The organism is Kribbella sp. NPDC051586, from assembly GCF_044453965.1.
Lineage (GTDB): Bacteria > Actinomycetota > Actinomycetes > Propionibacteriales > Kribbellaceae > Kribbella.
The window spans coordinates 807,440-833,119 of sequence record NZ_JBITDF010000003.1; the positions used below are offsets into that span (position 1 = coordinate 807,440).

Annotated in this window: 27 protein-coding genes; 7 read left to right on the forward strand and 20 right to left on the reverse strand. The window is 68.8% G+C overall.

Going from position 1 to position 25,680, the window contains the following annotated elements; all coding sequences use genetic code 11:
- Positions 1-5: 5 nt before the first annotated feature.
- The 4 genes from ACIA58_RS22605 to ACIA58_RS22620 form a co-directional block, all read right to left on the reverse strand.
- Positions 6-950 carry a hypothetical protein gene (locus ACIA58_RS22605; RefSeq protein WP_396405717.1) on the reverse strand — a complete coding sequence of 315 codons (945 nt, stop codon included), beginning with the start codon at positions 948-950 and terminating at the stop codon, positions 6-8.
- Between the two features lie 99 nt (positions 951-1,049).
- Positions 1,050-1,487 (reverse strand): universal stress protein, encoded by a 438-nt coding sequence (locus ACIA58_RS22610; protein WP_396405718.1) that lies wholly within the window; start codon positions 1,485-1,487, stop codon positions 1,050-1,052.
- A gap of 43 nt (positions 1,488-1,530) precedes the next feature.
- A complete protein-coding gene (locus ACIA58_RS22615) occupies positions 1,531-2,181 on the reverse strand; it encodes a response regulator (protein WP_396405719.1) in 651 nt (216 codons plus the stop codon).
- Complete coding sequence (locus ACIA58_RS22620) at positions 2,178-3,335, reverse strand: sensor histidine kinase (RefSeq protein ID WP_396405720.1); 1,158 nt, start codon at positions 3,333-3,335, stop codon at positions 2,178-2,180. The genes ACIA58_RS22615 and ACIA58_RS22620 overlap by 4 nt, the downstream gene beginning before the upstream one ends.
- Before the next feature lie 165 nt (positions 3,336-3,500).
- Here ACIA58_RS22620 and ACIA58_RS22625 point away from each other — a divergent pair, with 165 nt between their 5' ends.
- Positions 3,501-4,217: a DUF4386 family protein gene (locus ACIA58_RS22625; RefSeq protein WP_396405721.1), complete on the forward strand. Its 717-nt coding sequence runs from the start codon at positions 3,501-3,503 to the stop codon at positions 4,215-4,217.
- Here ACIA58_RS22625 and ACIA58_RS22630 read toward each other — a convergent pair.
- Together ACIA58_RS22630 and ACIA58_RS22635 are read right to left on the reverse strand one after the other, a co-directional pair.
- Complete coding sequence (locus tag ACIA58_RS22630) at positions 4,211-5,017, reverse strand: maleylpyruvate isomerase family mycothiol-dependent enzyme (protein ID WP_396405722.1); 807 nt, start codon at positions 5,015-5,017, stop codon at positions 4,211-4,213. The two genes, ACIA58_RS22625 and ACIA58_RS22630, sit on opposite strands and share 7 nt — an antisense overlap.
- Before the next feature lie 32 nt (positions 5,018-5,049).
- Entirely contained in the window at positions 5,050-6,075 is a 1,026-nt protein-coding gene (locus tag ACIA58_RS22635) for a YbhN family protein (protein ID WP_396405723.1), read from the reverse strand.
- Between the two features lie 163 nt (positions 6,076-6,238).
- Between ACIA58_RS22635 and ACIA58_RS22640 the strand changes: the two genes are divergently transcribed.
- Positions 6,239-6,796 (forward strand): hemerythrin domain-containing protein, encoded by a 558-nt coding sequence (locus ACIA58_RS22640; protein ID WP_396405724.1) that lies wholly within the window; start codon positions 6,239-6,241, stop codon positions 6,794-6,796.
- A gap of 54 nt (positions 6,797-6,850) precedes the next feature.
- Here ACIA58_RS22640 and ACIA58_RS22645 read toward each other — a convergent pair whose 3' ends face one another.
- The 4 genes from ACIA58_RS22645 to nadC all read right to left on the reverse strand — a co-directional run bounded on the left by ACIA58_RS22645 (position 6,851) and on the right by nadC (position 11,691).
- The gene (locus ACIA58_RS22645; protein ID WP_396405725.1) at positions 6,851-8,050 is read right to left on the reverse strand and encodes a protein kinase; all 1,200 of its coding nucleotides are present in this window, start codon (positions 8,048-8,050) and stop codon (positions 6,851-6,853) included.
- A gap of 210 nt (positions 8,051-8,260) precedes the next feature.
- Positions 8,261-9,772 (reverse strand): L-aspartate oxidase, encoded by a 1,512-nt coding sequence (nadB, locus tag ACIA58_RS22650; RefSeq protein WP_396405726.1) that lies wholly within the window; start codon positions 9,770-9,772, stop codon positions 8,261-8,263.
- Positions 9,769-10,749 carry a quinolinate synthase NadA gene (gene nadA, locus ACIA58_RS22655; protein WP_396405727.1) on the reverse strand — a complete coding sequence of 327 codons (981 nt, stop codon included), beginning with the start codon at positions 10,747-10,749 and terminating at the stop codon, positions 9,769-9,771. The genes nadB and nadA overlap by 4 nt, the downstream gene beginning before the upstream one ends.
- Positions 10,750-10,824: 75 nt before the next feature.
- On the reverse strand, positions 10,825-11,691 hold the full coding sequence (gene nadC / locus ACIA58_RS22660; RefSeq protein WP_396405728.1) for a carboxylating nicotinate-nucleotide diphosphorylase: 867 nt from the start codon (positions 11,689-11,691) through the stop codon (positions 10,825-10,827).
- An 81-nt stretch (positions 11,692-11,772) separates the two neighbouring features.
- Here nadC and ACIA58_RS22665 point away from each other — a divergent pair, with 81 nt between their 5' ends.
- The gene (locus ACIA58_RS22665; protein WP_396405729.1) at positions 11,773-12,477 is read left to right on the forward strand and encodes an NUDIX hydrolase; all 705 of its coding nucleotides are present in this window, start codon (positions 11,773-11,775) and stop codon (positions 12,475-12,477) included.
- A gap of 3 nt (positions 12,478-12,480) precedes the next feature.
- Here ACIA58_RS22665 and ACIA58_RS22670 read toward each other — a convergent pair whose 3' ends face one another.
- Genes ACIA58_RS22670 through ACIA58_RS22700 form a run of 7 tightly spaced genes read right to left on the reverse strand, consistent with a single transcriptional unit; the run spans position 12,481 to position 19,259 of the window.
- Entirely contained in the window at positions 12,481-13,728 is a 1,248-nt protein-coding gene (locus tag ACIA58_RS22670) for an MGH1-like glycoside hydrolase domain-containing protein (protein ID WP_396405730.1), read from the reverse strand.
- A 15-nt stretch (positions 13,729-13,743) separates the two neighbouring features.
- Positions 13,744-14,577 carry a carbohydrate ABC transporter permease gene (locus tag ACIA58_RS22675; protein ID WP_396405731.1) on the reverse strand — a complete coding sequence of 278 codons (834 nt, stop codon included), beginning with the start codon at positions 14,575-14,577 and terminating at the stop codon, positions 13,744-13,746.
- Positions 14,574-15,470 carry a carbohydrate ABC transporter permease gene (locus ACIA58_RS22680; RefSeq protein WP_396405732.1) on the reverse strand — a complete coding sequence of 299 codons (897 nt, stop codon included), beginning with the start codon at positions 15,468-15,470 and terminating at the stop codon, positions 14,574-14,576. Before ACIA58_RS22680 ends, ACIA58_RS22675 begins: the two co-directional genes overlap by 4 nt.
- Before the next feature lie 4 nt (positions 15,471-15,474).
- A complete protein-coding gene (locus ACIA58_RS22685) occupies positions 15,475-16,719 on the reverse strand; it encodes an ABC transporter substrate-binding protein (protein WP_396405733.1) in 1,245 nt (414 codons plus the stop codon).
- A complete protein-coding gene (locus ACIA58_RS22690; RefSeq protein ID WP_396405734.1) occupies positions 16,716-17,936 on the reverse strand; it encodes an MGH1-like glycoside hydrolase domain-containing protein in 1,221 nt (406 codons plus the stop codon). Before ACIA58_RS22690 ends, ACIA58_RS22685 begins: the two co-directional genes overlap by 4 nt.
- Positions 17,923-18,504 (reverse strand): SGNH/GDSL hydrolase family protein, encoded by a 582-nt coding sequence (locus ACIA58_RS22695; RefSeq protein ID WP_396405735.1) that lies wholly within the window; start codon positions 18,502-18,504, stop codon positions 17,923-17,925. The genes ACIA58_RS22690 and ACIA58_RS22695 overlap by 14 nt, the downstream gene beginning before the upstream one ends.
- Positions 18,498-19,259, reverse strand: a complete 762-nt coding sequence (locus tag ACIA58_RS22700) for a phytanoyl-CoA dioxygenase family protein (RefSeq protein ID WP_396405736.1) — start codon at positions 19,257-19,259, stop codon at positions 18,498-18,500. The genes ACIA58_RS22695 and ACIA58_RS22700 overlap by 7 nt, the downstream gene beginning before the upstream one ends.
- Before the next feature lie 81 nt (positions 19,260-19,340).
- Here ACIA58_RS22700 and ACIA58_RS22705 point away from each other — a divergent pair, with 81 nt between their 5' ends.
- Positions 19,341-20,207, forward strand: a complete 867-nt coding sequence (locus tag ACIA58_RS22705; RefSeq protein ID WP_396405737.1) for an AraC family transcriptional regulator — start codon at positions 19,341-19,343, stop codon at positions 20,205-20,207.
- On the opposite strand, the gene ACIA58_RS22710 is transcribed toward ACIA58_RS22705, so the two are convergent.
- Complete coding sequence (locus ACIA58_RS22710) at positions 20,140-21,180, reverse strand: ArsR/SmtB family transcription factor (protein WP_396405738.1); 1,041 nt, start codon at positions 21,178-21,180, stop codon at positions 20,140-20,142. The two genes, ACIA58_RS22705 and ACIA58_RS22710, sit on opposite strands and share 68 nt — an antisense overlap.
- Before the next feature lie 62 nt (positions 21,181-21,242).
- On the opposite strand from ACIA58_RS22710, the gene ACIA58_RS22715 reads away from it, so the two are divergent.
- Entirely contained in the window at positions 21,243-22,472 is a 1,230-nt protein-coding gene (locus ACIA58_RS22715; RefSeq protein WP_396405739.1) for a hypothetical protein, read from the forward strand.
- Here the strand turns inward: ACIA58_RS22715 and ACIA58_RS22720 are convergent.
- Positions 22,428-23,063 carry a TetR/AcrR family transcriptional regulator gene (locus ACIA58_RS22720; RefSeq protein ID WP_396405740.1) on the reverse strand — a complete coding sequence of 212 codons (636 nt, stop codon included), beginning with the start codon at positions 23,061-23,063 and terminating at the stop codon, positions 22,428-22,430. The genes ACIA58_RS22715 and ACIA58_RS22720 overlap by 45 nt on opposite strands.
- A 219-nt stretch (positions 23,064-23,282) precedes the next feature.
- Between ACIA58_RS22720 and ACIA58_RS22725 the strand changes: the two genes are divergently transcribed.
- On the forward strand, positions 23,283-23,852 hold the full coding sequence (locus ACIA58_RS22725; protein WP_396405741.1) for a carboxymuconolactone decarboxylase family protein: 570 nt from the start codon (positions 23,283-23,285) through the stop codon (positions 23,850-23,852).
- The gene (locus ACIA58_RS22730) at positions 23,845-24,657 is read left to right on the forward strand and encodes a helix-turn-helix domain-containing protein (protein ID WP_396405742.1); all 813 of its coding nucleotides are present in this window, start codon (positions 23,845-23,847) and stop codon (positions 24,655-24,657) included. The genes ACIA58_RS22725 and ACIA58_RS22730 overlap by 8 nt, the downstream gene beginning before the upstream one ends.
- Before the next feature lie 44 nt (positions 24,658-24,701).
- Here ACIA58_RS22730 and ACIA58_RS22735 read toward each other — a convergent pair whose 3' ends face one another.
- Positions 24,702-25,655, reverse strand: a complete 954-nt coding sequence (locus tag ACIA58_RS22735) for a cyclase family protein (RefSeq protein WP_396405743.1) — start codon at positions 25,653-25,655, stop codon at positions 24,702-24,704.
- Positions 25,656-25,680: the final 25 nt, after the last annotated feature.

Consider the following 25,680-nt stretch of genomic DNA (forward strand, 5'->3'; position numbering starts at 1 on the left):
CCGATTTACTCTCCGAAGAGCATCGGTGCGTCGCCGATTCGGAGCACGTGGCGGAAGTAGACCGGGTCGGTGAAGGTGGCCGGCACCTTGCCGAGGCCCTTGATCACCGTCGCGGTCCCGTTGGCGTGACCAACGGCGTACAGATAGCCGGACCCGGTGTCCTTGTCGATGCCGAGCAGCAGCGTGCCGTACTGGCCGCACTTCTCGATCACGAGCGACTCGAAGCCTTGCCAGGTCGAGCTGCGAACCTTCTTCACCACGGGTTTCAGCGGTGACGTCCGCGGCAGCCTGATCGTGTAGAGCGCGCCGCCGTGGGTGGTGGCCAGGAAGGTGTCGTACGTCGCGGTCTGGCTGATCATCGCCATCGTCTTGACCGCCGCGAACCCGGTCGCGGACTGCTTGTTGACCCACCGGCTCACCCCGTTGGAGTCGGCGCGAACGTCCCAGCGGGTGATCGTGCCGTTGCTGCGGAGGGAGTACTGCTCGGTGAAGGCCGGCGGTTTCGGATAGGCCCAGTAGTTGGTGGTCTCGAAGAACGTCGCATCACCCCAGCCACCGCCGATCCGGGTGAGGAAGACCCGCGACCGGTCGACCTCGCCGTTCTCGAGCAGGTAGTACGTGCTGGCGTACATCGTGGAGCCCAGCACCACGTCGCCGTAGAACGCCCCGCCGGTGCCGGTGATGTCCGGGTCGTTCGCGATCATCCCGCTCAGCCGGACCTGGCCGGCCGGGTAGATGTCGGAGAAACCGGGGTTCGCCCGCACCGACGGCGGCGAGGTGGCCGTGACGACCGTGGCCGTGTGGTCGCCGCCGGCCGTCACGGAGCCTGGAATCACGAAGCACGCTGCCGAGGCGGCGGTTCCGGCGGTGGCTTCGGCGTGCGCGACGCCGGGAACCGACCCTGTCACCAGGAGCGCGATCGCCATCGTCTTCACCGCGGCGACTGCCACGCTCCCAGCTGTACTCGGTCGACCGGTCATGGCCAGCCCCTCGGTTCGCGGTACGGAATAGAACTTCTATGTACTCCGATACCGCGCGAGGCCGAAAGGTTATGGGACGACGGTGACCGGCCATTTGGCGTCGCGGACGAGCCGGGTGGCCAGCGACCCGACCAACCGGTGACCGGCGCGCATCGAGGCGCCGATGACCACCGCGTCGACGCGGAGCTCGTCGGCCAGCCGGATCAGTTCGAGGTACGGGTTGCCGTGCCGTTCGTAGAAGGCGAAGCTCAGGCCGAGCAGCCTCGCGTGGTGCTCCACCTCGGCCCGCAGCTCGTCCACGACAGTGGCCTGTGCTTGGCGCTGCACCTCGATCAGCCCCGCAGTCAGGATGCCGGCGCCTGGCGGCGTATGGACGAACAACACAACCACCCGCGCACCTTGCCGCCGAGCCAGCCCCGCAGCATACGACCCAGCCCGCAACGACGTCTCCGACCCGTCAACGCCGACCAGAATCGCCCCAGGCCCATCGCCGCCAAGCTCGAACATCTACCTACCGTATCGACTGTGCGGTCATCCGGCGCAACGCGGTTCAGTTGTTGGGGTGGGGGCGGATGAGCCCGGATTCGTAGGCGCGGATGACGGCCTGGAGGCGGTCGCGGACGCCGAGTTTGGCAAGGATCGATGTGACGTGGGTCTTCACGGTGGTCTCGCCGAGGAAGAGTTCGTGGGCGACCTCGGCGTTGGACAGGCCGCGTGCCACGGCGCGGAGTACGTCGGTCTCGCGGTCCGTCAAGGCAGGCAGAGTCGTGCCTGGTGCCGGGGTGTGGATGTAGGAGGCGATGACGCGGCGGGTGACTGCCGCGGACAGGACAGCGTCGCCGGCGTACGTCGCGCGGACGGCGGCGACGATGCCGGCGGGGTCGGTGTCCTTGAGCAGGAATCCGCTGGCACCGGCGCGGAGGCAGGCGTGGATGTACTCGTCGAGGTCGAAGGTGGTGAGCACCAGCACCTTCGGCGGCTCGGGCTCGCTGAGGATCTCGCGGGTGGCCGCGATGCCGTCCGTGCCCGGCATCCGGATGTCCATGAGCACCAGGTCGGGTGAGGTGCGCTGGGTGGCGGCGACGGCCTCGGACCCGTTGCCGGCCTCGGCGACGACCTCGAGATCGTGCTCCCGGTCGAAGATCGAGCGCAGGGAGCTGCGGATCAGTGCCTGGTCGTCGGCGACGACCAGGCGGATCACGCCGGCTCCGCGTCGTACGGGAACTCGACCGTCGTCACATGGCGGCCCGAGTCCACCGCCGTACTGCATCGGCCACCGAAGACGGCCGCCCGCTCGCGCATGCCGACCAGGCCGTGGCCGTCGCTGGTGGAAGTCGGCGGCGTCGCGGCGAGCGGATTGGAGACGGTGATCGAGAGCTCGTCGGTCCGCCAGTCCAGGTCCAGCCGGACTTTGCCCGGCCCGCCGTGACGTGCCGCGTTGGTGAGCGCTTCGCCGATGACACGGTACGCCGACACGTCCTGCGCTGTGGACAGCCGCCGCGGATCACCCTCGATGCGATGGTCGATCGAGAGACCTGCCGCTGCGAAGTCGCGCAGCAGCGACGGCAGCCTGTCGAGGCCGGGTTGTGGCTCGAGGTCCTGGTGGTCGCGCCAGATCCCCAGGAGGCGGCGCATCTCCTGCAGTGCGGACTTCCCGAGGCCCTCGATGCGCTCGAGTGCGGCGTCGGCCTTGTCCGGGGCGTCCCGTACGTCGAGTCGGGCGATCCCCGCCTGCATGACGATCACGCTCATGCTGTGCGCGATGATGTCGTGCAGTTCGCGGGCGATCGTGGCGCGCTCCTCGGCGACGGCCAGGGCGGCCTGGGCGTCGCGGCCGGCGTTGGCGACGGCGAGGGCGGCGGCCAGCTGCTGTGATTGGCGCCGCCAACGACGCGCACCCTGACCGGCCGTCCACGCCATGCCGGACAGGACCAGCCCGAGGCCCGCGTCGTAGGTGAGTCTGAAATCGGGGATGTACCAGTGCATCGGCGCCATCAGCAGCACGGGCACGGCCAGAGCCGCACGGTCCCACGGCGCGCGGGCCCAGGCCGACGCGGAGTAGACCGTCACCAGGAACGGGAACAGGCCACCGAAGAAGCAGAGTGTTCCGCCAAAAGCGGCACCGACCAGGGTGAGTCCGGCGGCTACCGCGACGCAGGCCTCGATCGGCGCCGCGCGGCGCCAGGCCAGCGGCACCAAGGGCACCAGCACCAGTAAAGAGTCGACCGCGACCGGCACGTGCCCGGCGAGGATGTTCTGACTCGAAACACGCAGTTCCACCTCGGCGACGACCGCGAACGCCACCGCCAGCGCGATGTCGGCCGGGGCCGGCCGGAGCAGCCTGGTCGTCCTCATACCCACGACGGTAGAACGAACGGCCGACCCTGCCCATCCTCCTCACGGAGGAGGCAACGTCCTCCGGACCGCCGTCTGAACCCGTACCTCGCGACGGAAGCGACCGGCGGCGCGCCCTTCGTACGGTCGAGGCGTCCAGAAAGCCTTCAGCGCAAGGAGATTCCCATGACAACCAGCCTTCCGGCCGTGAGCGGTACGACGGCGTCCGACCTGACCGCCCGCAATCGGCTGTCCGCGATCGCCCTGGCCGCCGGCGGCGTCGGCATCGTGGTCGGCCACCTCCTGACGGTCCCGTCCGACCAGCCGGCCGCCGCCTACGTGGCGCAACTCGCGGCGCACCGCGTCACCGGCACCATCGGCGGGCTGCTCACCGCGATCGGCGCCTTCCTCGTCGTACCCGGGCTGGCCGCCTTGCTGCGGCTGATCCGCGAGCGTGGCGCCCGGCTCGCCACCGCCGGCGCCATCCTCGCCGGCGTCGGCATCACCGCACTCGGTACCGGCGACGCGATGATCTCGCTCGTCATGGGCGGCCTCGTCCCGGATCACCAGGACCTCGCCGCGAGCCTGTTCACCCTCTCCGACTCCGTGCCGCTGATCGGCCTGCCGTTCGCCTTCGCGCCGCTGTTCGTGCTCGGAACGGTGCTGCTCGGCATCGCCCTGCTGCGCGCGCGGACGGTCCCGGCCTGGATCGGCGGACTGACCATCCTGGGGGCTCTGACGGTCCCGTTCAGCACGGCCGGCGGCGTACGAGCGTTCCTCACCCTGCTCCCACTCGGCGTCGCCTTCGTTGCCCTAGGCATCACCGCCTTCTCCGTGGATCAGGCTGCCGCGGTGCTGAGCTCCCGGAGGAAGCTCAGCACGCGACCTCCGATGGGTCAGTAGCCTGCGAAGACGTTGCGCAGGGTGGAGAGGGTGATCGGTCCGGTCAAGGTGACTGCGGCTGGGGTGCGGTCCGGGCCGAGGCGCCCCGCGATGAGTCGCAGCCAGGACTCTGCGGGCAGGGTCAGCGACCCGTCGGCGGTGGCGGCGCTGTCGGAGTCGTCGGCGGGAATCGGGTCGATGCTGACCGGGTCGTCGAGTCGGAGCGAGAACTCTGTCGACGGCTCGGTTGTCACGACCGTCAGGACGGCTTGCCGGCCGTTGAGGTTGGCCGGCTTGGTGATCCAGCTCAGGTCGCCGGTGGCCTGGAGCATCTGCGGTACGGCGTCAGCGTCGAGCGTGGCGCCTGGGTCGGACGCGCTGCGGACGTCCCAGGAGTGGTAGGTGAGCTCGCTCAAGCGCATGCGGGCGACTGTTGCCACGTCCGCTGGGGCGGGTAGGTAGCCCAGGTCGATCCGGAGGTTGTCGCGCTGGTCGTCGTCCAGCGACTCGAACAAGGTGATGAGCTTCTCGTTCCAGACGAGGAAGCCCGCGGCCTGCTCCTGGCGCGACGACGAGTCCCAGCGGGCCCACACGTTCTGGTTGAAGTCGCTGTCGGCGGCGGGCTTGCGGTCGAGAGTGAGCTGGATCGTGTTGGCCATGATCTCCGCGCCGCTGCCGAGGTGACTCAGCACCTGCGCGATGTCCCACTCGGTCGCTGCCGACGGGCCGGCCAGGGTTTCTTCGTCGAAGTTCGTCACCAGGCCCGCGAGCCGCTCGTACCCGGTGCGAAGGGCGGCGATGACGATGTCGGCGTTACTCAAGTTGTGCCTCCGGAGGAGTGGGTTCGGCTAGGTCAGGATGTGCTTCGGGTCGTTGCGCTCTGGGCGCGGAGGCTCAGATAGGTCAGGCCGGCGAGCGGGACCGGCGCCCAGAACTGGATCAGCCGCCAGGACAGGACGGCGAGGACGGCGACCTGGCCCGGGACGTCGTACCCGATGAGGGTCGAGATCGCGATGCCCTCGACGACGGCGATGCCACCGGGGGTGAGGGGTACGACGGCGGCGAGGTTCGCGGCGCAGTACGCGAGCAGCAGCGGGACCGGGCTGATTCGTTCGCCGTACGCGGCGAGGAAGGTCCACAGGACGGCGGCATCGAAGACCCAGTTGAGCGTGGCCCAGATCAGGAACGCCTTGCGTACTTCGGGGTCGGCGAGCAGTTCGCGCAGACGGACGGCGACCGAGGCGATCCACGGCCGGACGCGCTGCGGAAGTCGCCGCAGGATGGCCCGGAGCAGGCCCTCGGCGAGCCGGTGCAACGTCGAGCGCCCGCGGACGGCGAGGAGGCCGCACGCCAGCGCGATCAGCCCGACCAGGAACATCGCCAGGTACGCCGGCGTCGCCTCCCGCAGGAACAGGGCGGGGATCGACGTCAGCCAGGCAAGCAGCACCAGCGCGAGCGGCGAACCGATGGCCTCGGCCGTGACGGTGGCCGTGACGTTCGTGGGTTGCGCGCCGCCGCTGACGAGCAGCCGGAAGCGGAGTGCGCCCGCCGTGGCCGCGCCACCCGGAACGACGTGACTGACGCCGTACCCGGTGAGGTCGGACCGGAGGACCCACGAGAACGGCAGCCGGCCGCCCCCGAGCAGCGCGCGGGTGAACAACGAGTAGCTGACCAGGCTCGCCGCCTCGAGAACGGCCGCGGCGACCACCCAGACCGTGTTGAGCTGCGAGACGCGATCGAGCGACTGGCGCGCGAGGGCGAGCTTCGGGAGTACGACGTACTCGACGAGTGCGAGCAGGAGCAGCAACGACACGGCCGACCAGATCCGGCGATGCCACGCCGGCCGACGCGCACCGTCCACCGGCAGCACTTCTCCCATCGCCCGCAGGTCTCCCATCACCCGAAGCCAGCCACCCCAGTGTGCCGACCCCTCACCGAGCGGCCAAACGGGGGGTCTGAACGCGCGGCTGCCGGGGGCAACGATTGCCGCATGGGTCGGGGTACAGACGGATCAAAGCAAGTCGATTCGAGGGGAACCAGAAATGGCTGTAGATGTCGTCGACCTGATCATGCAGGACCACCGTGAGGTTGAGCGGCTGTTCGACGAGTTGAAGGACAACCCGGAGAAGCGGCCGAACCTGTTGCCGGTGCTGACCACGCTTCTGACTGCGCACAGCCGGGCCGAGGAGGCGGAGGTGTACCCCGTCGCGGCCGCGGAGGCGGGTGAGAAGGAGGAGGTCTCGCACAGCCAGCAGGAGCACATCGAGGCCGATCAGCTCTTGGCCAAGCTGGCCGGGACCGATCCGGCCTCGCCGGCGTTCGACAAGGCTCTGCAGAACCTGATCGACGCTGTGTCGCACCACGTCGAGGAGGAGGAGACCAAGGTGCTGCCGGGCATGCGGTCGAACCTGTCCGACGAGCGGCGCGCGCAGCTCGGCGACGCGTTCGCGGCGAGCCGCAAACAGCACCTCGGTGAGCAGCCCGGGGACATGACCCGCGATCAACTCGCCCAGCAGGCCGACAACGCGGACATCTCCGGTACGTCGGGTCTGACCAAGGACCAGCTCAAGAAGAAGGTCGAGAGCGAAGGCGAGCTCTGATCCGTCAGCCATCGCCCCACGCGCCCACGTCGGCGGGTGGGGCGATGGCTGGTCTCACGGGTTCTTGTGGGGGTGTGGTTTGGGGGTCTTCTGATGACCCTTGGCCGGCGACTTCTGTGGCGGACGCGGCTTCGTCGAGGAGCTGGCGGCGATGCGCGGCTGGGTCGCGGCCGGGGGCTTTGCGGTGGACGGGTGGCTGGTGGCCTTCGGTGTGGATGTCTGCCGGACGGATGCGGTCGACCGGGGAGAGCTCGGCACGGTCGAGCTGGTGGTCGCGGGGAGATCGTCCGTTCGCGGCCGCGGTACGTCGGTCCTGTCGAGCAGAACGCCCACGGTCGCCGCCACCGCGACGGCGACTGTCGCGCCGGTCGCCGCGAAGACCTGTCGCCCTGAGAGTCGCCGTGTGTTCTGTACGACGGTTTCCGCGGTGCGGTCGTCGACAGCCGGCGGCGTCTCGCCGGCTGCGACCTGATGCGCGGTCGGCCGCCGCGACGGATCCTTCTCGAGCATCCAGAACAGCAGAGCCTCGACGTCAGGTCGTAGGTCTGTCGGTCGCGGTACCTCCGCCTGCAAGTGCTGGTACATGACAGCGGCCGGGTCGTCCGCGGTGAACGGTGGGTGGCCGGTGAGCAGCTGGTACAGGACGCAGCCCAAGGCATAGACGTCCGACGTCGGCTCGGCCGGCTGTCCGGCGATGCGCTCCGGGGCCAAGTAGTGGCTCGAGCCAACGATCTGGCCCGTCGCGGTGAGGGTCGTCGTACTGTCGCCGAGCAGCCGGACGATACCGAAATCGGTGATCTTGAGCGTTCCGTCCGCCGACAGCAGGAGGTTTCCGGGCTTGATGTCGCGGTGCACGACGCCGCAGCTGTGGGCCGCCGCGAGCCCGCGTGCTGCCTGGCGGATCAGGTCGACGGCCCGCGGGGGAGTGAACGGCCCGTACTCGTGGAGCGCCTCGCCGACCGTCGGGCCCTCGACGAGCTCCATCACCAGGTAATAGCCGTCGCCGTACTCACCGAAGTCGTACGACGTGACGACATGCGGATCGGCGATCTTCGCGGCGGCCCGGGCCTCCCGGCGGAACCGTTCCTCGGCCGCGAGGGTGTCGGCCACCGGCAGCATCACCTTGACGGCGACGGACCGGCCCAGCAGCTCGTCGGTCGCTCGGTAGACCTCGCCCATGCCGCCACGGCCCAGCCGGATACCCAGCCGGTACCGCCCGGCCACAACTGGCCGCTCTACCTGGTTCTCGATCACGACCGGGCGCTCAGGCGGTCCGGCCCCGGTGGCCGGAGCGGCGCAGCTCGCCGAAGCGGTACGCGAGCCACAGCCGCCCGGCCCCGACCAGTGCGATGACGATCAAGATCCAGGCTGCGTTGCCCATACCCACCCTCTTCCAGCGATCCTGCCGCGTGTCCGGCGCTTCCCGGTACCCCGGCTCAACCACTCACAACCGCTCGGGCGGCATCAGCGGGTGGCTGACTGGACAAGTTGCCGGGTGGTCGGGCGACCATCCTCGTCGAGGCGTACGACGATGTGCTCGTCCCATCGCTGGTCGGAGTGTGGTAGGTCCGAGCGCCAGTGGCAGCCGCGGCTGTCCTGGCGCGCGGTCGCCGCCACGACGACAGATCGGGCCACCGTCGCGAGCGGTCCGCTGCCGGCGCTGTCGAGCTCGTCCGCGGCGGCGTTCAAGCCTGCGCCGTCGCGACGGATACCGGCGTACCTGGTCAGGATCGCGCGAATCCGCTCCGGCTCGCGATCCTCGCCCAGCGCGACCTCGTGGGTGCGACCGTGGTCCTTCGCGGGGAGGTCGAGGGTCAGGGCAGTCGCGACCCGCCGCCCGAAAACCAGGCCCTCCAGCAGGCTGTTGGAGGCGAGCCGGTTGGCCCCGTGGACGCCCGTCGCGGCGACCTCGCCGACGGCGTACAGGCCTGGTACGTCGGTTGCGCCGTTGCGGTCGGTCCGAACGCCGCCGCAGAGGAAGTGTTCGGCCGGCGCGACCGGGATCTGTTCCGTCAGCATGTCGACCCCGATGCGCGCGCAAGAGGCCAGTACGGTCGGGAATCGCCGTCGGAGTACGTCGGGCGCGACACCCGTCGCGTCAAGCCAGACGTGATCGGACCCGTCGCGCCGCATCGTCGCCTCGATCGCCCGTGCGACGACGTCCCGCGGAGCCAGATCGGCTCGCGGATGCAGTCCGTCCATGATCCTCCGGCCGTGCACGTCGCGCAGTACGGCGCCTTCGCCGCGGACCGCCTCGGTGACCAGAGGCAACTGACCGGTCGTCTCTCCGGTGTGGAGCGCGGTCGGGTGGAACTGGACGAACTCCATGTCCACCAGCGAGGCACCGGCCCGCAGCGCCAGGGCGATGCCGTCGCCGCGCACCGTCGACGGATTGGTGCTCGCCAGGTAGGCGTTGCCGATCCCGCCGGTGGCCAGTACTACGGCGCGGGCGTCGATCTGCGTGACCTCGGTGCCTGCCTCGACGAGCACCCCGACGACGCTTCCGGACTCCGACTGGACCAGACCGACGGTCCGTCCGGTCATCGTCTGGACGCTGGTTCGCCGCAGGGCGCCGACGAGCGCGCGATGAACCTCCGCGCCGGTGGCGTCACCGCCGGCGTGCACGATCCGGGGACGGCTGTGGCCGCCCTCCAGGGTTCTCGACAACGATCCGTCGTCGTTGCGGTCGAAGCGAGCCCCGTGAGCGATGAGTTCGGCGACTCGCTGCGGTCCTTCCTCGACCAGCGCACGGACGTTGCGGGGATCGCAGAATCCCGCGCCCGCGACGTCGGTGTCGTGCCAGTGGTCGAGCGGATCGTCCTCGCCGTACGCGGCCGAGACGCCGCCCTGCGCCCATGGCGTGCTGCCGTCGCCGGCACTGAGCAGGAGTACGTCGCAGGTCGCCGCGAGACCGAGCGCGGTCGACAGGCCCGCCACGCCGGTGCCGATGACGACGACGTCCACGGCGCGCGTCATCGAGCACCCGCAGGCTTGCCGATGGCAACCATCCGCTCGACCGAACGCCGGGCCCGCTCGACGACCTCGGGCGGCAGCTGGATCTCGTCGCGTCCCTCCCGCAGGCATCGGACCAGCAGTTCCGGGGTGATCATCTTCATGAACCGGCACGAGGCCTTCGGGTTCACCGGCAGGAAAGTCGTCTGCTGGTTGACCTTGCGAAGCTGATGGAGCATGCCGATCTCCGTCGCGACCAGAGCGGTCTTCGCGGTCAGCTCACGAGCGGTGTCCAGCATGCCGGCGGTGGACAGGATGTGGGTCCGGTCTGCCGGCAGATCACCCACGCCGGTGAGCCAGACCGCCGACGTCGCGCAGCCGCACTCGGGATGGATGAGGACCTCGGCCGCGGGATCGGCCGCCACCTGAGCACGCAGGTCGGACGCGCTGATGCCGGCGTGCACGTGACACTCGCCCATCCACACCTCGATGTTGTCCCGGCCGGTCTGCCGCCTGACGTGCGCTCCGAGGAACTGGTCGGGCAGGAACAGGATCGGCTGATCCGCCGGAATCGAGTTCACCACCTCGACCGCGTTGGACGAGGTACAGCAGACGTCGGCCTCGGCCTTCACCGCGGCGCTGGTGTTGACATAGGCAACAACAGCGGCGCCGGGGTGCTGGGCCTTCCAGGCGCGCAGTTGGTCGGCGTCGATGGTGTCCGCCAGCGAGCAGCCGGCCTGAGCGGTGGGGATCAGGACGGTCTTGTCCGGGCTGAGAAGTTTGGCGGTCTCCGCCATGAAGTGCACGCCGCAGAACACGATCGTGGACGCGTCCGTACTGGCCGCGATGCGCGACAGTGCGAGCGAGTCGCCGACGTGGTCCGCGACGTCCTGGATCGCCGGTTCCTGGTAGTTGTGGGCGAGCACCACCGCATCTCGCTCCTGGGCGAGGCGGCGTACCTCTTCCTGCCAGCTGATTGCTGTGTGCTGACCAACGGTCACAACAGGTCCTTCTTTCGAGAAGTTTTCGCTTAATAGACGATAACTGGGGGTGACAATGCCGCGACGAACCTCGGCTCACCCGTGGTTGCGGGTGACCAGCAGGCTGATATCGAGTGCGGTGGGAGAGTGGGTCAGGGCGCCGACCGAGACCGCGTCGACACCGGTGGCGGCGACGTCGGCGATGGTGTCCAGGGTGATGGTGCCGGAGGCTTCGAGCCGGGCATCGGACCCGGAGGTGTTGCGCTGCTCGGCGATCTGGGCCATCTCCGCGGCTGACATGTTGTCCAGCAGGATCCACTCGACCTTGCAGTCCAGCGCCTCGCGGGCTTCCTCCGCAGTGGTGACCTCGACCTCGATCGCCATATCTCTGCCTGTCGCGGTCATGCCGTCCCGGACCCGGCGAACCGCCGGGAGGACGCCACCTGCCGCGGCGAGATGGTTCTCCTTGAGCAGGACCATGGCGGCCAGGTCGAGCCTGTGGTTCGTCCCGCCGCCGCAGGTCACGGCGTACTTGTCCATGGCCCGCAGGCCGGGCGCCGTCTTGCGGGTGTCGAGCAGCCGGACCGGGTGTGCTCCGATCGCAGCTACGAAGGCCGCCGTGAGAGTTGCGATGCCCGACATCCGTTGGACGAAGTTCAACGCCACCCGCTCGCCGGTGATGATCGAGCGCGCCGCGCCACTGATCCACGCCAGCGGCTGTCCCGGCAGAACCTCATCGCCGTCGGCCACAGCCGGCCGCACCGTGACGGTGGGATCGACCGCGGCGAACACGGCTTGTACGGCAGGCAGACCGGCCAGGCGGCCCGGCTTCTTGGCGATCATCGTCGCCTCCACCTGCAGCTCCGCGGGAACGCTCCACTGGGTGGTGACGTCGTCCGCCGCCTGGTCCTCGGCCAATGCGGCCAGCACTGCGGTCCGGACCGTCTCCGTCGTCAGTTGCATGTGTTGCTCCGACCTTCCGTCGCTGCTGTTGGAGGTTTTCGCTTAAGAGGCGATAACTGGACACACGCTACCATCGTCGTCGTGCCCGCAGCCAAGAAAGGTGATCCGGTTAACTTCCCCAGTTATCCGCACGAGGTGCTGGCCGTGGTCCTGTCGGTGCGCGACGGCAGGCTGTGCGTCCTGCTGTGGAAACGCGCGCGGAGCCCGCACAGCGGCCGGTGGGCGCTGCCCGGCGGCGGGGTCGAGCCGGCGGAGCGGCTCCGCGAGGCCATCACCGGGCACCTCGCCACGAAGGTCGACGTCCGCGACGTCGCCCACCTGGAGCAGCTGGCCACCCACAGCGCGATCGATCGCGATCCGCGCGCCCGCGTACTGGCAACGGCGTACCTCGGCCTGGTTCCGTCCGACGTACAGCCGGCGCTTCCGTCCGACACGGTCTGGCACCCGGTCGACGACCTGCCGCGGACCGCGTTCGACCATCACTTCTTCATCGAAGCGGCGGTCGGGCGGCTGCGCGCGAAACTGTCGTACACGAATATCGGGTTCGCGCTGGCTCCGCTGGAGTTCACCATCGCCGAGCTGCGTGATCTGTTCGGCGCCGCGCTGGGCTACGAGCTCGGCGCCACCAACCTCACCCGCGTCCTGACCCGGCGGCACGTGATCGACCCGACCGAGCGGCGCGCCAGCCCCGGCCAGAGCGGCGGGCGTCCCGCGACCGTCTACAAGTTCGTGGCCCGGGAGCTGACCGTCACCGACCCGTTCGCGGTACTCCGCCCACCACGCTGAGCACTAGCCGGCCGCCTCGAGGTCGATGGCCAGGGCTGCGGTCCAGCTGAAGCTCCGGGCTCCGTGCGGGGCGGCGGTGAAGGGGTCGATGTATTCGGCGTAGTTGGTGGATTCGGCGAGGCCCAGGAAGTCGGCGCGGAGGGCCTGGGCATAGCCGGTCTGGTCCAGGTGGACGAGGCCGCGGTGGATCAGCCAGGCTGTGTTGAACCAGCTGGGTCCGCGCCAGTAGCGGCCGGGGTCGAAGTCGGCAGCGGTAAGGCTGTAGCTGGGCACGAGTCGGGTCTCGCCGAGGCGGAAGCGCGGCCCGAGCGCCGTCGCAAGGAGTTCGTCGGCGACCGCCAGACCGGGAACCACGAGCGGTATCAGGCCGGCGACGGTGTCCGCCGGGATGAGGTCGCCCGTCAGTACGTCGCGCGAGCGGAAGATCCCGTCCTCGAACAGCCGCTCGACCAGGGCACCGGTGAGCGCGGCGGCGTACTGGCGATGCGGAGCGGGGTCGTGACCGAGCTCTTCGGCGATCTCGGCCAGCGCGTGTTCGGAGGAGATCAGCAATGCGTTGAAACAAGGGTCTTCGACGACGAAGGCCTGCGGCGTCTCCCGGTCGTCGTAGCCATGGTCGCGGTACGTCGCTGCGAGCTGGACGTACCGCCCGTAGTCCAGGTCCGTCGGCCGATCGGCGCCCGCGGCGTGGTCGGTGTCGCGCCGGGTGAACGAACCGGCCGGCGCGGGCGTGACCCGCTGGAGCGGCAGGTCCCAGGCCGGGCTGTTGTCCATGCCGGACTCCCACGGGTGCACGATCGCGACCAGTCCGCCGTCACCGAGGGTACGACGCTCGCGCAGGTACTCGTGCCACGCCACCAGCCGCGGGTAGATCCGCTCCAGGAAGCCCGCCGATCCGGCGGGGTCGGCCTGATGCGTGAGCCACGCCGCCAGCGCGTGGATCGGCGGCTGGACGATCCCCGAGGTCTCGGTCCCGTCCGCCGACCGGGCCTGCCAGAAGTCCGGACCCGGGAAGTAGGCGTCGCGCGGCACGCTCGGCGCGAACGCGATGTGCGGGATCCGCCCGTCCGGCCATTGCGCCCGCATCAGCGATTCCAGCTCGGTCCGCGCCCGGCCGGCCGACAGATGTCGCAGCCCGATGGCTATGAACGCCGAGTCCCAGCTCCACTGATGCGGATACAACGACCGCGACGGGACCGTCGAGTGTCCGGTCCAGTTCTCTTCCAGCACACGTACTGCGTCGTCTCTCATCAGCTTCCTCAGAGGTCAGTACTGGCCCAGCGCCAGACCCTTCGCGAAGTAGCGCTGAGAGACCAGGAACAAGAATGCTGTCGGCAACGATACGAGGATCGCCGCCGCCAGTACGACGGTGTAGCTGGCGCCGCCGCCCTCGGTGGACTGCAGTCCGGTGAGTACGGGCATGACCGGCCGGGTGGTGTCGCTCTGAGTCAGGATGAGGCCGAGCAACAGGTCGTTCCAGACCCAGGTTGCCTGCAGGATGAAGACGACCGCCAGCGCGCTGGACGACATCGGCAGGTAGATCCTGGTGAAGATCCGGACGGTCTTCGCCCCGTCGACGACCGCGGCCTCGAAGACCGAATCGGCGATGCCGGCGAAGAAGTTCCGCATCACGAACGCGGAGAACGGCAGGCAGACGATCGAGTAGATCAGCACCATGCCGCCGAGCGAGTCGTACAGCCCCAACCGGGAGTAGCTGTCGAACAACGGGATCACGAGCATCTGCAGCGGGAACACCGACCCGCAGTAGATCACGAAGAACCACAGGAACCCGTGGCGCAGCTTGAGCACGATGACGGCGAAGCCGACCGTCGCGCCCAGGACGACAGCGATCGCCGGAGCGATCACGCTGTACGCCGCAGTGTTCACCAGCGCGCGGGGGATATCGGTCCCCGTGACGACCTGACTGAGATTGCGCCACAAAGGTCCCAGCGAGCCGGGATGCCACAGCGTGGAGCCGGAGTAGTTCTGGACCGTCTTCCCCGCGTTGGCCAGCAGCAGGTACACCGGGACGAGCCACAGGGCGCCCAGGAGCACGAGCACTGTCACGCGGATGATGATTCCGGTGCGCGACGGCGTCATCTGCCACCTCCGAGACTGTTGCTGCTCAGGCTCAGCTGCCGGCGCAGGTAGATGATCGAGGCGCCGACAGTCACGACGCTGAGGAAGATCGCCACCGCCGACCCGAGTCCGTAGTCGCTGTTCACGAAGGTGTCGCGGTACATGGTCAGCGCCAATGTCTCCGACGAGCGACCCGGCCCGCCCTGGGTCATCGCTTGGACGATATCGAAGGTCTTCAGACCGTTGACGATCGACAATCCGACCACCACCGTCGTCGACGGCCTGAGTAGCGGCCAGGTGATGTGCCTGAACAGTCGCCAGCCGGACGCGCCGTCGATCCTGGCGGCCTCGAGCGGTTCCTTCGGGATCGACTGCAGGCCGACGGTGAACAGCAGCGCGTTCACGCCGACGCCTTGCCAGGCCGCGGCGACGACCATGACGACGGTGTTCAGCGGAGAATCCTGCAGCCAGCGCAGCCCGGCGCCCGGCAGATCGAGGAACTGCAGCGCCTGTGTGAGCGCACCGCCCGACCCCAGCATGAAGCTCCAGATGACACCGACAGCGACGCCCGACAGCGCGTACGGCACCAGGAACGGCAGCCGGAGCCATCCGCTCCCGCGGAACCCGAACGCCAGCACCGCCACGAGCAGGCCGAGGCCGACCGGGAGGACCAGCGTGCCCAGCACCCAGATCGCCGTGTTCCTCACCGCGTCCAGGAACGCGGAGTCCTCGAACATGGCCGCGAAGTTGTCGAGTCCGACGGCTTGCGGCGTACCGAGGCCGTTGTACTTCGTGAAGCTCAGGTAGAACGTGTAGAGCACCGGCAGATAGAAGACCAGGAGCACCAGGGCAAGGCTCGGGAGGAGGAAGCCCCGAGCCTGGCCCTGGTACGACGTCGCGCCCGACCGGTTCACGCCGCTATCGCCCGGCCCAGTACGCGTCAGCAGCGGTCTGGATCGCGGTCAGGTACGGCATCGGGTCGCCGCGGTTGGTGAGGAAGGCGCTGAACTGCTCCAGCGCGACCGTCCGGATCGGCACCGGCGTCGCCTCGTAGTACCGGTTGTAGTACTCGTACTTGCCGGTGTCGAGCTTGGTCTTGAGCACCTTCATCTCCGGCGTCGGCGCCTGGGCGTCCTTGGTGAACGGCATGTTGCCCTGCTGCTTGACCCACGCCGCCTGCCCCTGGGGGGACATCCACCACTGGGAGTACTTGAGCCCGAGTGCCTTCTGCTTGGAGGTCGCTCCGACGCAGACCGGCGCCGTCTCGATCGCGACCGGGGTGGCCGCGCCGGGCTTGACCGCCGGGATGACGAACATGTCGACGTCCTTGCCCATCGTCATGCCGGCCAGGCCGGCGTCGGCGGTGAACCAGGTGCCTTCGGGCGCCATCGCGATCTTGCCCTCGCGCATCAGGTCGCGGGCGAAGTCGGTCTGGCCGGGGTCGTTGAAGTACCCCTTCTTCTGCAGGTCGAGCCAGCTGTTCATGATCGCGACCACGCGGGGGTCGGTGTACTTCGCCTTGCCCGTGGACAAGTCGTTGTACAGCTGCAGGTCGGTGCCGGCCAGCAAGGTCTGGAACCAGACGAACGCCCAGTTCTTGGTCTGGTTCCAGAACGGTGTCACGCCGTGCTGCTTGAGGGTCACGGCGACCTGCATCAGCTGGGCCCAGGTCGTCGGCACGGTCAGGTTGTACTTCTTGAAGACCGACTTGTTGTAGAACATCACCCAGTCGTCGACGCTGATCGGCGTGCAGTACTGCTTGCCCTTGACGGTGTAGAGCTGACGCACCGCGTCGGTGACGTAGCCCTTGTCGACGGCCTCGGTCCACAGGTCGGTGGTCTCGGCGATCACCCCTTGCTCCGCGAGCTCGTCGAGCGCCGTACTGACCTCCCAGGTGAACAGTCCCGGGCTCTCCTTGGTCCGGAAGGACTGCCGGATGAAGGCCCGGTACGGATCGCCGGAGTACTGCGTGCTCTTCAGGCTGATGTCGATGTCCTGCTTCGACACCTTCGAGAAGGAGTCGAAGTCCCAGGGCTTGTTGTGGGCGAAGGCGAGCTCACCGGTGGTGGCACCGCCCTCGTCGGAACCGCTTCCGCAGGCGGTGGCGCTGAGGGCCGTGGCCAGCACGATCCCCACTCCCGCCATCACTGTCCGCGCTCTCATCGTTCGATCACTCCTTCGGTGGGGGACGCGTGACCGATGCCTTGGGCAAGTATCATCGGATCACGTAAAGCGATCACCAGACCGGTCCAGGTCTGCGGTGCGGCACCGAGGCCGGTTCCGTTCTCGGGATTCCAGTATTCGGCCCACCCGCTCTGCAGCGCACCGCCGACCGAGCGGTCGGCCAGGGTCTGTGCGGGGCCGTCGAGTTGCCAGCGGCGCGCCGCCAGCCAGAACAGGTAGTTCAGCGGGGGCCAGGCGGGTCCACGCCAGTACGTCTGCGGGTCGTACGCCGGGTTGCCGCGGGCAACGTTCGCCGGACCGTACGGCGCACCGAACCGGTCGGGATCATCGAGCTGGTGTAGTGCCGCGACGGCCTTGGCCCGGTCGCGGGTCACCAGGGCCGGCATCACACCGTCACTCGTGGGCAGCTTTGCGGAAGGCCCGCCTCCCACGACCGGAAGGTCGGACCAGAGCTGTTCGTCGTCGTCCCACAGGAGGGCGTCCATCGCAGCGCTCAACTGCGCTGCCCGGACGGCCAGCTCCCGGTCGTCCAGCAACTCGGCGAGTTCGGCCAGGTTGAAGGCGACGTACGCGTTGAAGGCGGCCGGGCAGACGACGAAGGACGACGACCACTCCGCGCCGCCGTCGCGGTCGAAGGTGATGTCGTGGACGCGTGCCTTGTTCCACGCCGTCCGGGCCGGCCGGCTGTAGTTGTCCGGCGTGCGCCCGGGAGCGCCGAAGTCGTCCCACCGTGGGCTGTGATCGTTGCCAGCCTCCCACGGGTGGACGACGTAGATGAGGCCGTCCTCGGTACGTCGGGTACGCCAGAGCCAGTCGAGTCCGCGCCGGGCCCGGTCCAGGGTCTCTGCCGACGGCGCGAAGCCGCGCGCACTCAGAACCTTGGCCGCGTGGCCGAACATCGGCGGTTGGGTGAGTGACGAGGTCTTCTCGAGCGGCCCCAACCACGAGTCGGCCCGCCGGCCGCCGTACCGCATGTGCGGAACGAGACCGTTGGGCAGCTGTCCCACCAGCGTGGCGTCAAGCTCGCGCAGCGCGCGGTCGTCGCCGAGGTGTGCCCAGATGATGGCGTGGAAGCACGAGTCCCACAGCCACAGATGGGGGTACGTCGTCGGGTTGGGGACGCAGTACCCGCGGGCATCGTCCCAGTGACTCTCGAGCAGCTGCCGGACCTGGAGGTCGACATCATGGTCTGTCATCGGTTGCCGTCCTTCCGGTGATCGCCCGGACCAGTGCCCGCGCCAGGACGGCATGTCCGCTGTCGTTCGGATGGACGTTGTCCTTGGCAAGCATCGTGGCGGCGTCCCAGCCGTCGACGACGATCGTCCGGGCGGTCGGGAAGCGTTCGACGGTGGCGCGCAGGATCGCGTTGTACCGGTCGACGACCGCATCCGTCGCCCGGTCGTACGGTGCGTGGCCGGAGTAGTTCGCGATGTGGGGCTGCTCGATCGCCAGCGTCACCGCGTTCGGGTCGGCCTTGTGCAGGGAGCGGAACACGATCTCCAGGGATTCCTCGTACTGGCGTTGTCCTACTGGTGCCGGCCCGTGCAGACGCGCGTCGTTGAATCCGGTCATCAGGACGTAGACATCGGCGGGGCCAGGCGGATGTGCGACGACGAGCCTGGCCGTCTCCGTGCTCAGGCTCCCGCTCTCGCCGTGGTTGGTCAGACGAACGCCGAGTTGCCGCGCGGCCAGCTCCACGAAGCCCTCGCTGTGCTGCCGTGCGCCGGTTCCGAACACCCAGGAGTGACCGTAGGCAGTCAGCACGCGCGACTCGCCACGTCCGGCGGGAAATGATGACCGGCACGAAAGGGCGGCGGCTCGAGGTAGGTGTTGAGGCCGGGCACGCGCTCACCGCGCAGGTGGATCGCGGTCGCCTCGTCCGGCCGGGTGATCCGCGTGCTGGTCGGGATGTAGCGGATGGTCAGGGCCCTTCGCCAGCGGTCCGACCTGTTCGGCATCGAGCTGTGCACGATGTTCGGGTGGTGCACCTCGACGTCTCCGGGACGCATCACCAGGTCGACGGCCCGGGTCTCGTCGATGTCGGCGTCGATCCGGTGGCGGAGCACGGTCCCCGGGCCGGCCTGCTTCATCTGTTCCAGCTCCGAGCGTTGAGATCCGGGCAGGACCCGCAGGCATCCGTTGTCCGGATCGGAGTCGCTGAGGGCGAGCCAGAGCGTGACGACCTGCATCGGCTCCAGCGGCCAGAACGCTCCGTCCTGGTGCCACTCGACGCCCTTGCCGCTCCTCGGCGGTTTGCACAGGTAGTGCGTTGCGAACAAGGCGATGTCCGGGCCGACGAACAGTTGTGCGAGGTCGAGCAGGCGGTGATCGGCCACGAGCCGGATCCAGAACGGATCGTCGCGGGCCAGGCGGTGCCCGAGCTGCTCCGGAGTGAGCTCGGGATGCCGGGCGAGCAGCCAGTCGACGTGGGCGTTGGACGCGGCGACGACGTCCGGGTCGATCACGTCCCGGACGACGACGTAGCCGTCCGCGTCGTACTGCCGGGTGATCTCCTGCATCGCCGTCTCCTTCCACCGGTTCCCCTGCGATCGACGCTATATGCTCGACAGTGATGCTTCTTCCTGCGGAGGGACCAAAAATTGCTCTCCAGTGACACCGACGTGACGTTGTTGCATCTCGAGGACTACGTCGCGCCCGGGGACGCCTACTACGTCGGCCGGCGTACCGAGGCCGTCAGGTTCGTCGGCCGGTTGCACACGCACGACGACTTCGCCGAGCTGACCTGGATCGAGTACGGCGGACTCCTGCACGTCGTCGGCGGGACGCGTCGGCTGCTCGAGACGGGCGATCTGGTGTTCATCCGCCCCGACGACGTCCACCTGTTCCGGCCCGTCCCCGGCCGGTCGTTCGCCCAGGTGGCCGTGTCGTTCCCGAGCGAGACGCTCAGGGCGCTCGAGGCGCGGTACTTCGACGCGGCGGACTGGCCGTGGTCGGACGGTGGACTGCCCGTGACGCATCGGCTCGACAGCGTCCGGCTGCAGCGGATCACCGAACTGACATCGGTGCTGGTGTCCGGACCCGCCGGGCGCCTGCAGCTGGAGCGGTTCCTGCTGGAGGTGCTGTGCGACATGGTCGGCCGCCCGGAGGGAAACGGACTGCCGGCCTGGTTGACCGAGGCGCTCAGCCGCTTCGCCGACGATCCGGTCGCCCTCGGCGAAGGCGTCAACGGGCTGGCCGACCTGGCCGGCCGCAGCCGCGAGCACGTCAACCGGGTCATTCAGGCCGGCACCGGCCAGACTGCGACCGAGCTGGTCAACCAGCTCCGTCTGAACCGCGCGGCGGCCCTGCTGCGGATGACCGACCGCCCGATCGCGTCAGTGGCCGCCGAATGCGGCTTCCCTTCGCTCAGCCACTTCTACCGGCTCTTCAACGAACGCTTCAAGGCGACACCTCGGCACTATCGGATGGTGTCGACCGTCTCCGGCCTCCGTCCCGAGACCCGCTGACGTCCGTCGATGCGACGAGCGAGTCGCCCAGCGGGGTTCGCCAGTACAGCACCTCCCGCCCCGAGCGCCGGCGCAGTACGACGCCTGCGCCGAGCAGGACTTTGAGGTGTCGGCCTACCGCTCCGAGGGTCTGGCCGCTCAGGGCCACCAGGTGGGTCGTGCTGCGCGGGCCGTCGAGGAGCCGGAGAAGCTCGGCGCGCGACTCCCCGATGAGCGGACCGAGACCCGTCGCTCGGGCGGCGTCGACCGCGGCGAGGCGTCCGGCGACCGGGTAGTAGATGGCGTAACTGTCGCGGTACCACCCGGCCCAGCTTCCGGAGTGGTTGGTCGGGACGAAGGTCAGCCGGCTCCCGGCAGGCAGTGACACCGTCGGCCGGTCGAAGCGGTTGACGCGGAGCTCGCCGTTGCCGACCCATTCCCGATCGCGGCCGAGGTCGCGGAGTACGGACCCCCAGCCGTGGCGTGCGAGCTGGTCGGTGCGCGCCACGATGTCCGCGCGGAGCAGTCGCTCCCGCCTGGTCCAGTCGGTCTCCAAAGTGTGGGTCCACAGCCACACGACGAGATCCACGAGGGCGTCGCGGACTCCCGGCTCGAGCAACGTGGCGGCCAACGGCGCCTTGGTCGTCGCCGCGAGGTCTGCCCGTACTTCGTCGTCGGTGAGGGAACGCAGTTGGTCGAGCTCGAGCTCGAACGAGGTGCGGGCCACCCAAGGCGGCGGCAGCCCGAAGAAGTCGGGCATCAGGCCGAACCGGCCGGGCTGGATCACGCGGAAGCTGGCGCGGACGAGGTCGACGACGACCGGCCGGTCGGCAAGCCAGTCGCGGAAGGCCGCGCCGTGCGCAGCGTGGAAGGCGCGCTGCTCGGGTGTCCGCGCAGTGCGCAGGGTGCTCAGCGATCCGACGACCTCGGCCAGGGTCGAGATCGCGAACCGGCTCTCGGCCAGGATGTCGACCGGGACCTTCCAGGTACCCATCGATGTTTCTCCTCCCTGCGAAACATTATCCGGGCAGGCCGGCGGCCGCACACACTCGGGGCGTGCAGACCTATCGCCAGCTGTTCTCGATCCCGGAGTTCCGGGTGTTGTTCGCCGCGACCTCACTCAACGTTGCGGCTGGTTCGGTCGCGAGCCTGGGCCTCGGCACGCTGACGTACTCCCAGACCGGATCGCCCGTCCTCAGTGCCTTCGTGATGTTCGGCGGACCGCTGGTGCGCCTCGTCGCGTCGTGGTTCCTGCTCAGCCTGGCCGACCTGTTGCGGCCGCGGACGGCGTTGATGCTGGCCGTCGGCGTGATGGCCGCCGGAAACGCGCTGCAGGCAATCCCGGGGATGGCGATCGGTGTTCGGGTGGTGCTGCTCGTGGTGCCCTGGATCATTCTGTCTGCGACCTCCGGCACCTTCGGGGCGTTGATATCCGACGTCGTTCCCGAGGGCGGATTCGTCTTCGCGCGGGCGACGAGCAATGTGGCCGCGGGCGCCATGCAGATCGTCGGCTTCGGATTGGGCGGGGTGCTCCTGCTGCACTTCAGTCCGCCAGAGCTGTTCGTCGGCTCCGCCGGTACGAACCTGTTGGTCGTACTGCTGTGCCGCTGGGGACTGAGCGACCGGGCACCTCGGGCGCAGGGCCGCGCCGTGCGACGGAGCCAGGCCGTCAATCGCATGCTCCTCGGGTCGCCGGTGCTGCGCCCGGTCTACCTCGCGCTGTGGCTGCCGAACGGCCTCATCGTCGGCTGCGAGGCGCTCATCGTTCCGTACTCGGGCGCCCAGGCCGGATTCCTCTTCTCGGCCGCCGCCCTCGGCATGCTCATCGGGGACGTCGGGATGGGACGCTTCGTCCCGCCGGCATTCCGCGACCGCTTGGTGGAGCCCGCCCGCCTGCTGCTCGCCGCGCCGTACCTGTTCTTCCTCCTCCAGCCCTCGCTGCCTGTCGCGTGTGTGCTGGCGACGCTGGCCTCGATCGGCTACAGCGCCAGCCTTCCCCTCCAGGAGCGGCTCGTCAGATGGACGGCCCCGGACAACCGCGGCCAGGTGCTGGGTCTCTACACCGTAGGAATGAGTTCGATGCAGGGCGTAGGCGCGGTAACGGCCGGCGGCCTGGCAACCCTCTTCGGCGGAGACGTCCACGCCGCCGGCCTATCCATAGGCCTCGTCGCCACAGCCTCCTTCCTCGCCACCATCTCCCTGATCCCAGGCCTCCGCAAAAGCCGCCAGGACCGGCCTCTGTCAGGTCGTGAGGGAGGAGCGGATGTGGTCGAGGGCCATGTCTAGGGCTGTTTCCATCGGCTTGATGTCGTGGTGGGTTTCGGCGAGGAGGTAGCCGCCTTGCAGTGCGGCCATGAGGCCTATGGCGAGCTTCTCGGGGTCGGCGGTTTTGCTGAGGGAGCCGGTGTCCTGCATTCGTCGTAGGCCGGCGGCGATCAGGCCGGTCCACTCCGCGAAAGTGTCCGCCAAGGTTTTGCGGGCTTCGTCGTCCTGATCTGACAGTTCGCTCGCCATGGAGCCGAGCATGCAGCCGTACGCGCCGTTCTGGAGGGCGTTGCGTTGGACCAGAGCGTCCCGCCAGCGTTCCAGTCCGCGGAACGAACGCAACCGCTCCAGGTAGCCCTGCTCGCGCTCGAGGATCTGCTCGGCGCGCAGCGAGACGACCGCCCGGACCAGTTGGTCCTTGTCGGCGAAGTGCTGGTAGAGCTGGGACTTGCTGGTGCCGCTCGCCGCCCGGACATCGTCGAGTGTCGTGGCATTGACGCCTCGTATGTACATCAGGTCCGCGGCCGCGTCGACGATTCGTGCTCGGGTCGCCAGACCACGCGGCGTCACCCGGCGGGGTGCGGGCACCGCCGTGCTTCCCGATCCGGTCACGCCTTCCACGGTACCTTTCGGCGGCCGCACCGTCTTCTCAAACTCCCGCTTGTCAAGCGATACGGCGCGACCGGGTTTGGACGGATTAGTCCAGTTAGACGTGGATGTGCAGGCAGCAAGCCTGCTGCGTGAACACCGCAGCACTCGTTTGCCTACGGAAGTGAGGCATTTACCTGTGAGGGAATTGTTTCGGTGTGGGTGGGCGCGGAGGGTGGGGGTGTGAACAATTACCAGATCCACACTCCCGGTACGGCGGCCGAGCCCGCGAAGGAAACGCTTCAGGTTCTGCAGGATGCTTTTGGGTTTGTGCCCGCTGTGGCTGGGGTGATGGCGAACTCGGTGCCGTTGCTCAGTACCTTCTTCGCGGCCTTCGGTCAGTTCCGCGGCTTCGGGACGTTCGGTGCGGACGAGCGGCAGGTACTCCTGCTCTCGAACGCGGTGGCCAACCGCAGCGAATGGGCGGTCGCGTTCCACACGCTCGAGTCACTTGCCGACGGGGTCGAGCCGGACGTGGTCGAGGCCCTGCGGCGCGGAGAGCTGCCCGACGACCCGCGGATGGCGGCGCTGTCGAGGTTGACCCGGGCAATGATCGAGAAGCGGGGACATGTGGACGACACCGATGTCGCTGACTTCACGGCGGCCGGCTTCACCGACGAACAGGTGCTGGAGGCAATCATCGGTGTGGCGGTGTCGACGATGACGAACTACACGGGCAACCTCGCCCGGCCCGAGCTGGAGGAAGCGGTGGCGCCGCACGCCTGGAAACCGGAATACTCGACAGGTGGCTGAGGTCGGTGAACTGCTCAAGCATTGGAGGAGCGCCCGGAGGCTGAGTCAGCTGGCGTTGGCCAGTGCGGCTGCGGTCTCTGTGCGCCACCTCTGCTTCGTCGAGACGGGGCGATCCAATCCGAGCCGGTCGATGGTGCTGAAGCTGGCCGACGTACTCGATGTGCCGTTGCGCGAACGCAACACCTTGTTGCTCAGCGCCGGGTTCTCGCCGGAGTACCAGGAGTCTGCCCTCGACGAGCCGGCGCTGGGCGCGGTCCGGGACGCTCTCGCCACGATTCTCGCCCAGCAGGAGCCGTTCCCGGCGCTGGTGATGGATCGGAGCTGGGACATCCGCAGTACGAACGCTGCTGCCCGGCGGTTCTTCGCGTTCCTCCAGGACGGGAAGACGGAGACGCCGCCAGGGCCGGCCAACGTGCTGCGCAGGATGTTCCACCCGGACGGCGTACGGCAGCACATTGCGAACTGGCCGGAGGTCGCCGAGGCGCTGGTACGCCGTGCGCGCCGCGAAGCAGTCGGAGGCGTGACCGACGAGCGCGCCCAGCGCATCCTCGAGGAAGTCTTGGACTATCCCGGCGTACCAGCGGGCCTGCGTTCGCTGGACGTGACGGCTCCCGTCCTCCCGATCGTCCCCATCCGCTACGTCCACGCAGACCGCCAGTTCGACTACTTCTCCACGGTCACCACCCTCGGCACCCCACAGGACGTAACCCTCCAGGAACTACGCATCGAGTGCTTCTTCCCCATGAACGACGAAACCAGATCAGCCGCCCACCAACTGGCCGCCCCTCGCTCCTCCGGACGCTGACCAAGCAATGGCGATGCGGTCAGCGGGGCTGTCCCAGCACGCGGTCAGAAGGTGGCGATGGGGTTGACCGGGCTGCCTGAGGTACCGGCGAGGCGGACCGGGGCGACGGTGAGGTGGAAGTCCCACTGGCCGAGTTCGGTAGCCGTACTCGCGCACGCCTCCAGGTCGCAGTTGTCGAGCAGCCACAGGCCCATCGCGACGAGGCTGACGGCGTGGACCGGCATCAGCACGCCGTCGTACCCCGACGGCTGAACGTCCTGGGGAGTGTCGGCGCCGATCAACGCGACCTCGCGTTCCCGCAGCCACGGCAGGCAGGATGCGTGCCAGCCGGCCTGTGTGATGCCGCCGGCCGGCCCGGTCTCGTGGCGGGCGCGGCCGTAACCGGTCCGCAGGAGCACCGCGTCGCCGGACTGCACCCGCACACCCTGGAGCCGCTCGGCCTGCTCGAGATCTTCGGGATACACGCCCTGGCCCGGTTCCAGCCACGCCACGTCGCGGACCTTGGCGATGTCGAGCAGGACGCCGCGCGTGCTGATCCCGTTCGCCGCCGCGGTGACGGCTGCCCAGGCCGATCCCGTTGCCGCGTCGACCAACGAGTGCGACCGCCCGTTGTACATCTTGCCGTCCCAGAAGATGTGGCACGGCGAGTCGAGGTGGGTGATCGTGTTGCCGTGGAACAAGATGCCGAGCCGCTCGTTCGAGAAGCCCCAGCGCCGGTCGTTGTGGAACGCGGACGGCATGTTCTCGGCGCCCGGCATGTCGGCAGCGCACGGGCACGCCGTCGTCGACCGCTCCATCTCTTCCGGTACGGCGACCTCCCATGCGCACGAGACGCTCCTGCCGTGGCGCACGGCCCGCGCGGCAGCCAGGCGGACGTCGTCGGTGATGTGGTTCAGGGTGCCGAGTTCGTCGTCGTTGCCCCATCGTCCCCAGTTCGACAGCGTGTCGAAGTACCCGAGCACGTCGTCCTGGGTGGGCACGTGTCGTTCTGCCGTCATCTCAGCATCGACTCCTCCGGTCCGG

What these genes read in the sequence shown, in the direction of transcription:
- ACIA58_RS22710 (WP_396405738.1), bottom strand. Translation starts at nt 21,180, where the DNA reads ATGGGTACCTGGAAGGTCCCGGTCGACATCCTGGCCGAGAGCCGGTTC.
- nadC (WP_396405728.1), bottom strand. Translation starts at nt 11,691, where the DNA reads ATGCAACTGACGACGGAGACGGTCCGGACCGCAGTGCTGGCCGCATTG.
- ACIA58_RS22685 (WP_396405733.1), bottom strand. Translation starts at nt 16,719, where the DNA reads ATGAGAGCGCGGACAGTGATGGCGGGAGTGGGGATCGTGCTGGCCACG.
- ACIA58_RS22675 (WP_396405731.1), bottom strand. Translation starts at nt 14,577, where the DNA reads ATGACGCCGTCGCGCACCGGAATCATCATCCGCGTGACAGTGCTCGTG.
- nadB (WP_396405726.1), bottom strand. Translation starts at nt 9,772, where the DNA reads ATGACGCGCGCCGTGGACGTCGTCGTCATCGGCACCGGCGTGGCGGGC.
- ACIA58_RS22735 (WP_396405743.1), bottom strand. Translation starts at nt 25,655, where the DNA reads ATGACGGCAGAACGACACGTGCCCACCCAGGACGACGTGCTCGGGTAC.
- ACIA58_RS22640 (WP_396405724.1), top strand. Translation starts at nt 6,239, where the DNA reads ATGGCTGTAGATGTCGTCGACCTGATCATGCAGGACCACCGTGAGGTT.
- ACIA58_RS22635 (WP_396405723.1), bottom strand. Translation starts at nt 6,075, where the DNA reads ATGGGAGAAGTGCTGCCGGTGGACGGTGCGCGTCGGCCGGCGTGGCAT.
- ACIA58_RS22625 (WP_396405721.1), top strand. Translation starts at nt 3,501, where the DNA reads ATGACAACCAGCCTTCCGGCCGTGAGCGGTACGACGGCGTCCGACCTG.
- ACIA58_RS22690 (WP_396405734.1), bottom strand. Translation starts at nt 17,936, where the DNA reads ATGACAGACCATGATGTCGACCTCCAGGTCCGGCAGCTGCTCGAGAGT.
- ACIA58_RS22670 (WP_396405730.1), bottom strand. Translation starts at nt 13,728, where the DNA reads ATGAGAGACGACGCAGTACGTGTGCTGGAAGAGAACTGGACCGGACAC.
- ACIA58_RS22620 (WP_396405720.1), bottom strand. Translation starts at nt 3,335, where the DNA reads ATGAGGACGACCAGGCTGCTCCGGCCGGCCCCGGCCGACATCGCGCTG.
- ACIA58_RS22700 (WP_396405736.1), bottom strand. Translation starts at nt 19,259, where the DNA reads ATGCAGGAGATCACCCGGCAGTACGACGCGGACGGCTACGTCGTCGTC.
- ACIA58_RS22610 (WP_396405718.1), bottom strand. Translation starts at nt 1,487, where the DNA reads ATGTTCGAGCTTGGCGGCGATGGGCCTGGGGCGATTCTGGTCGGCGTT.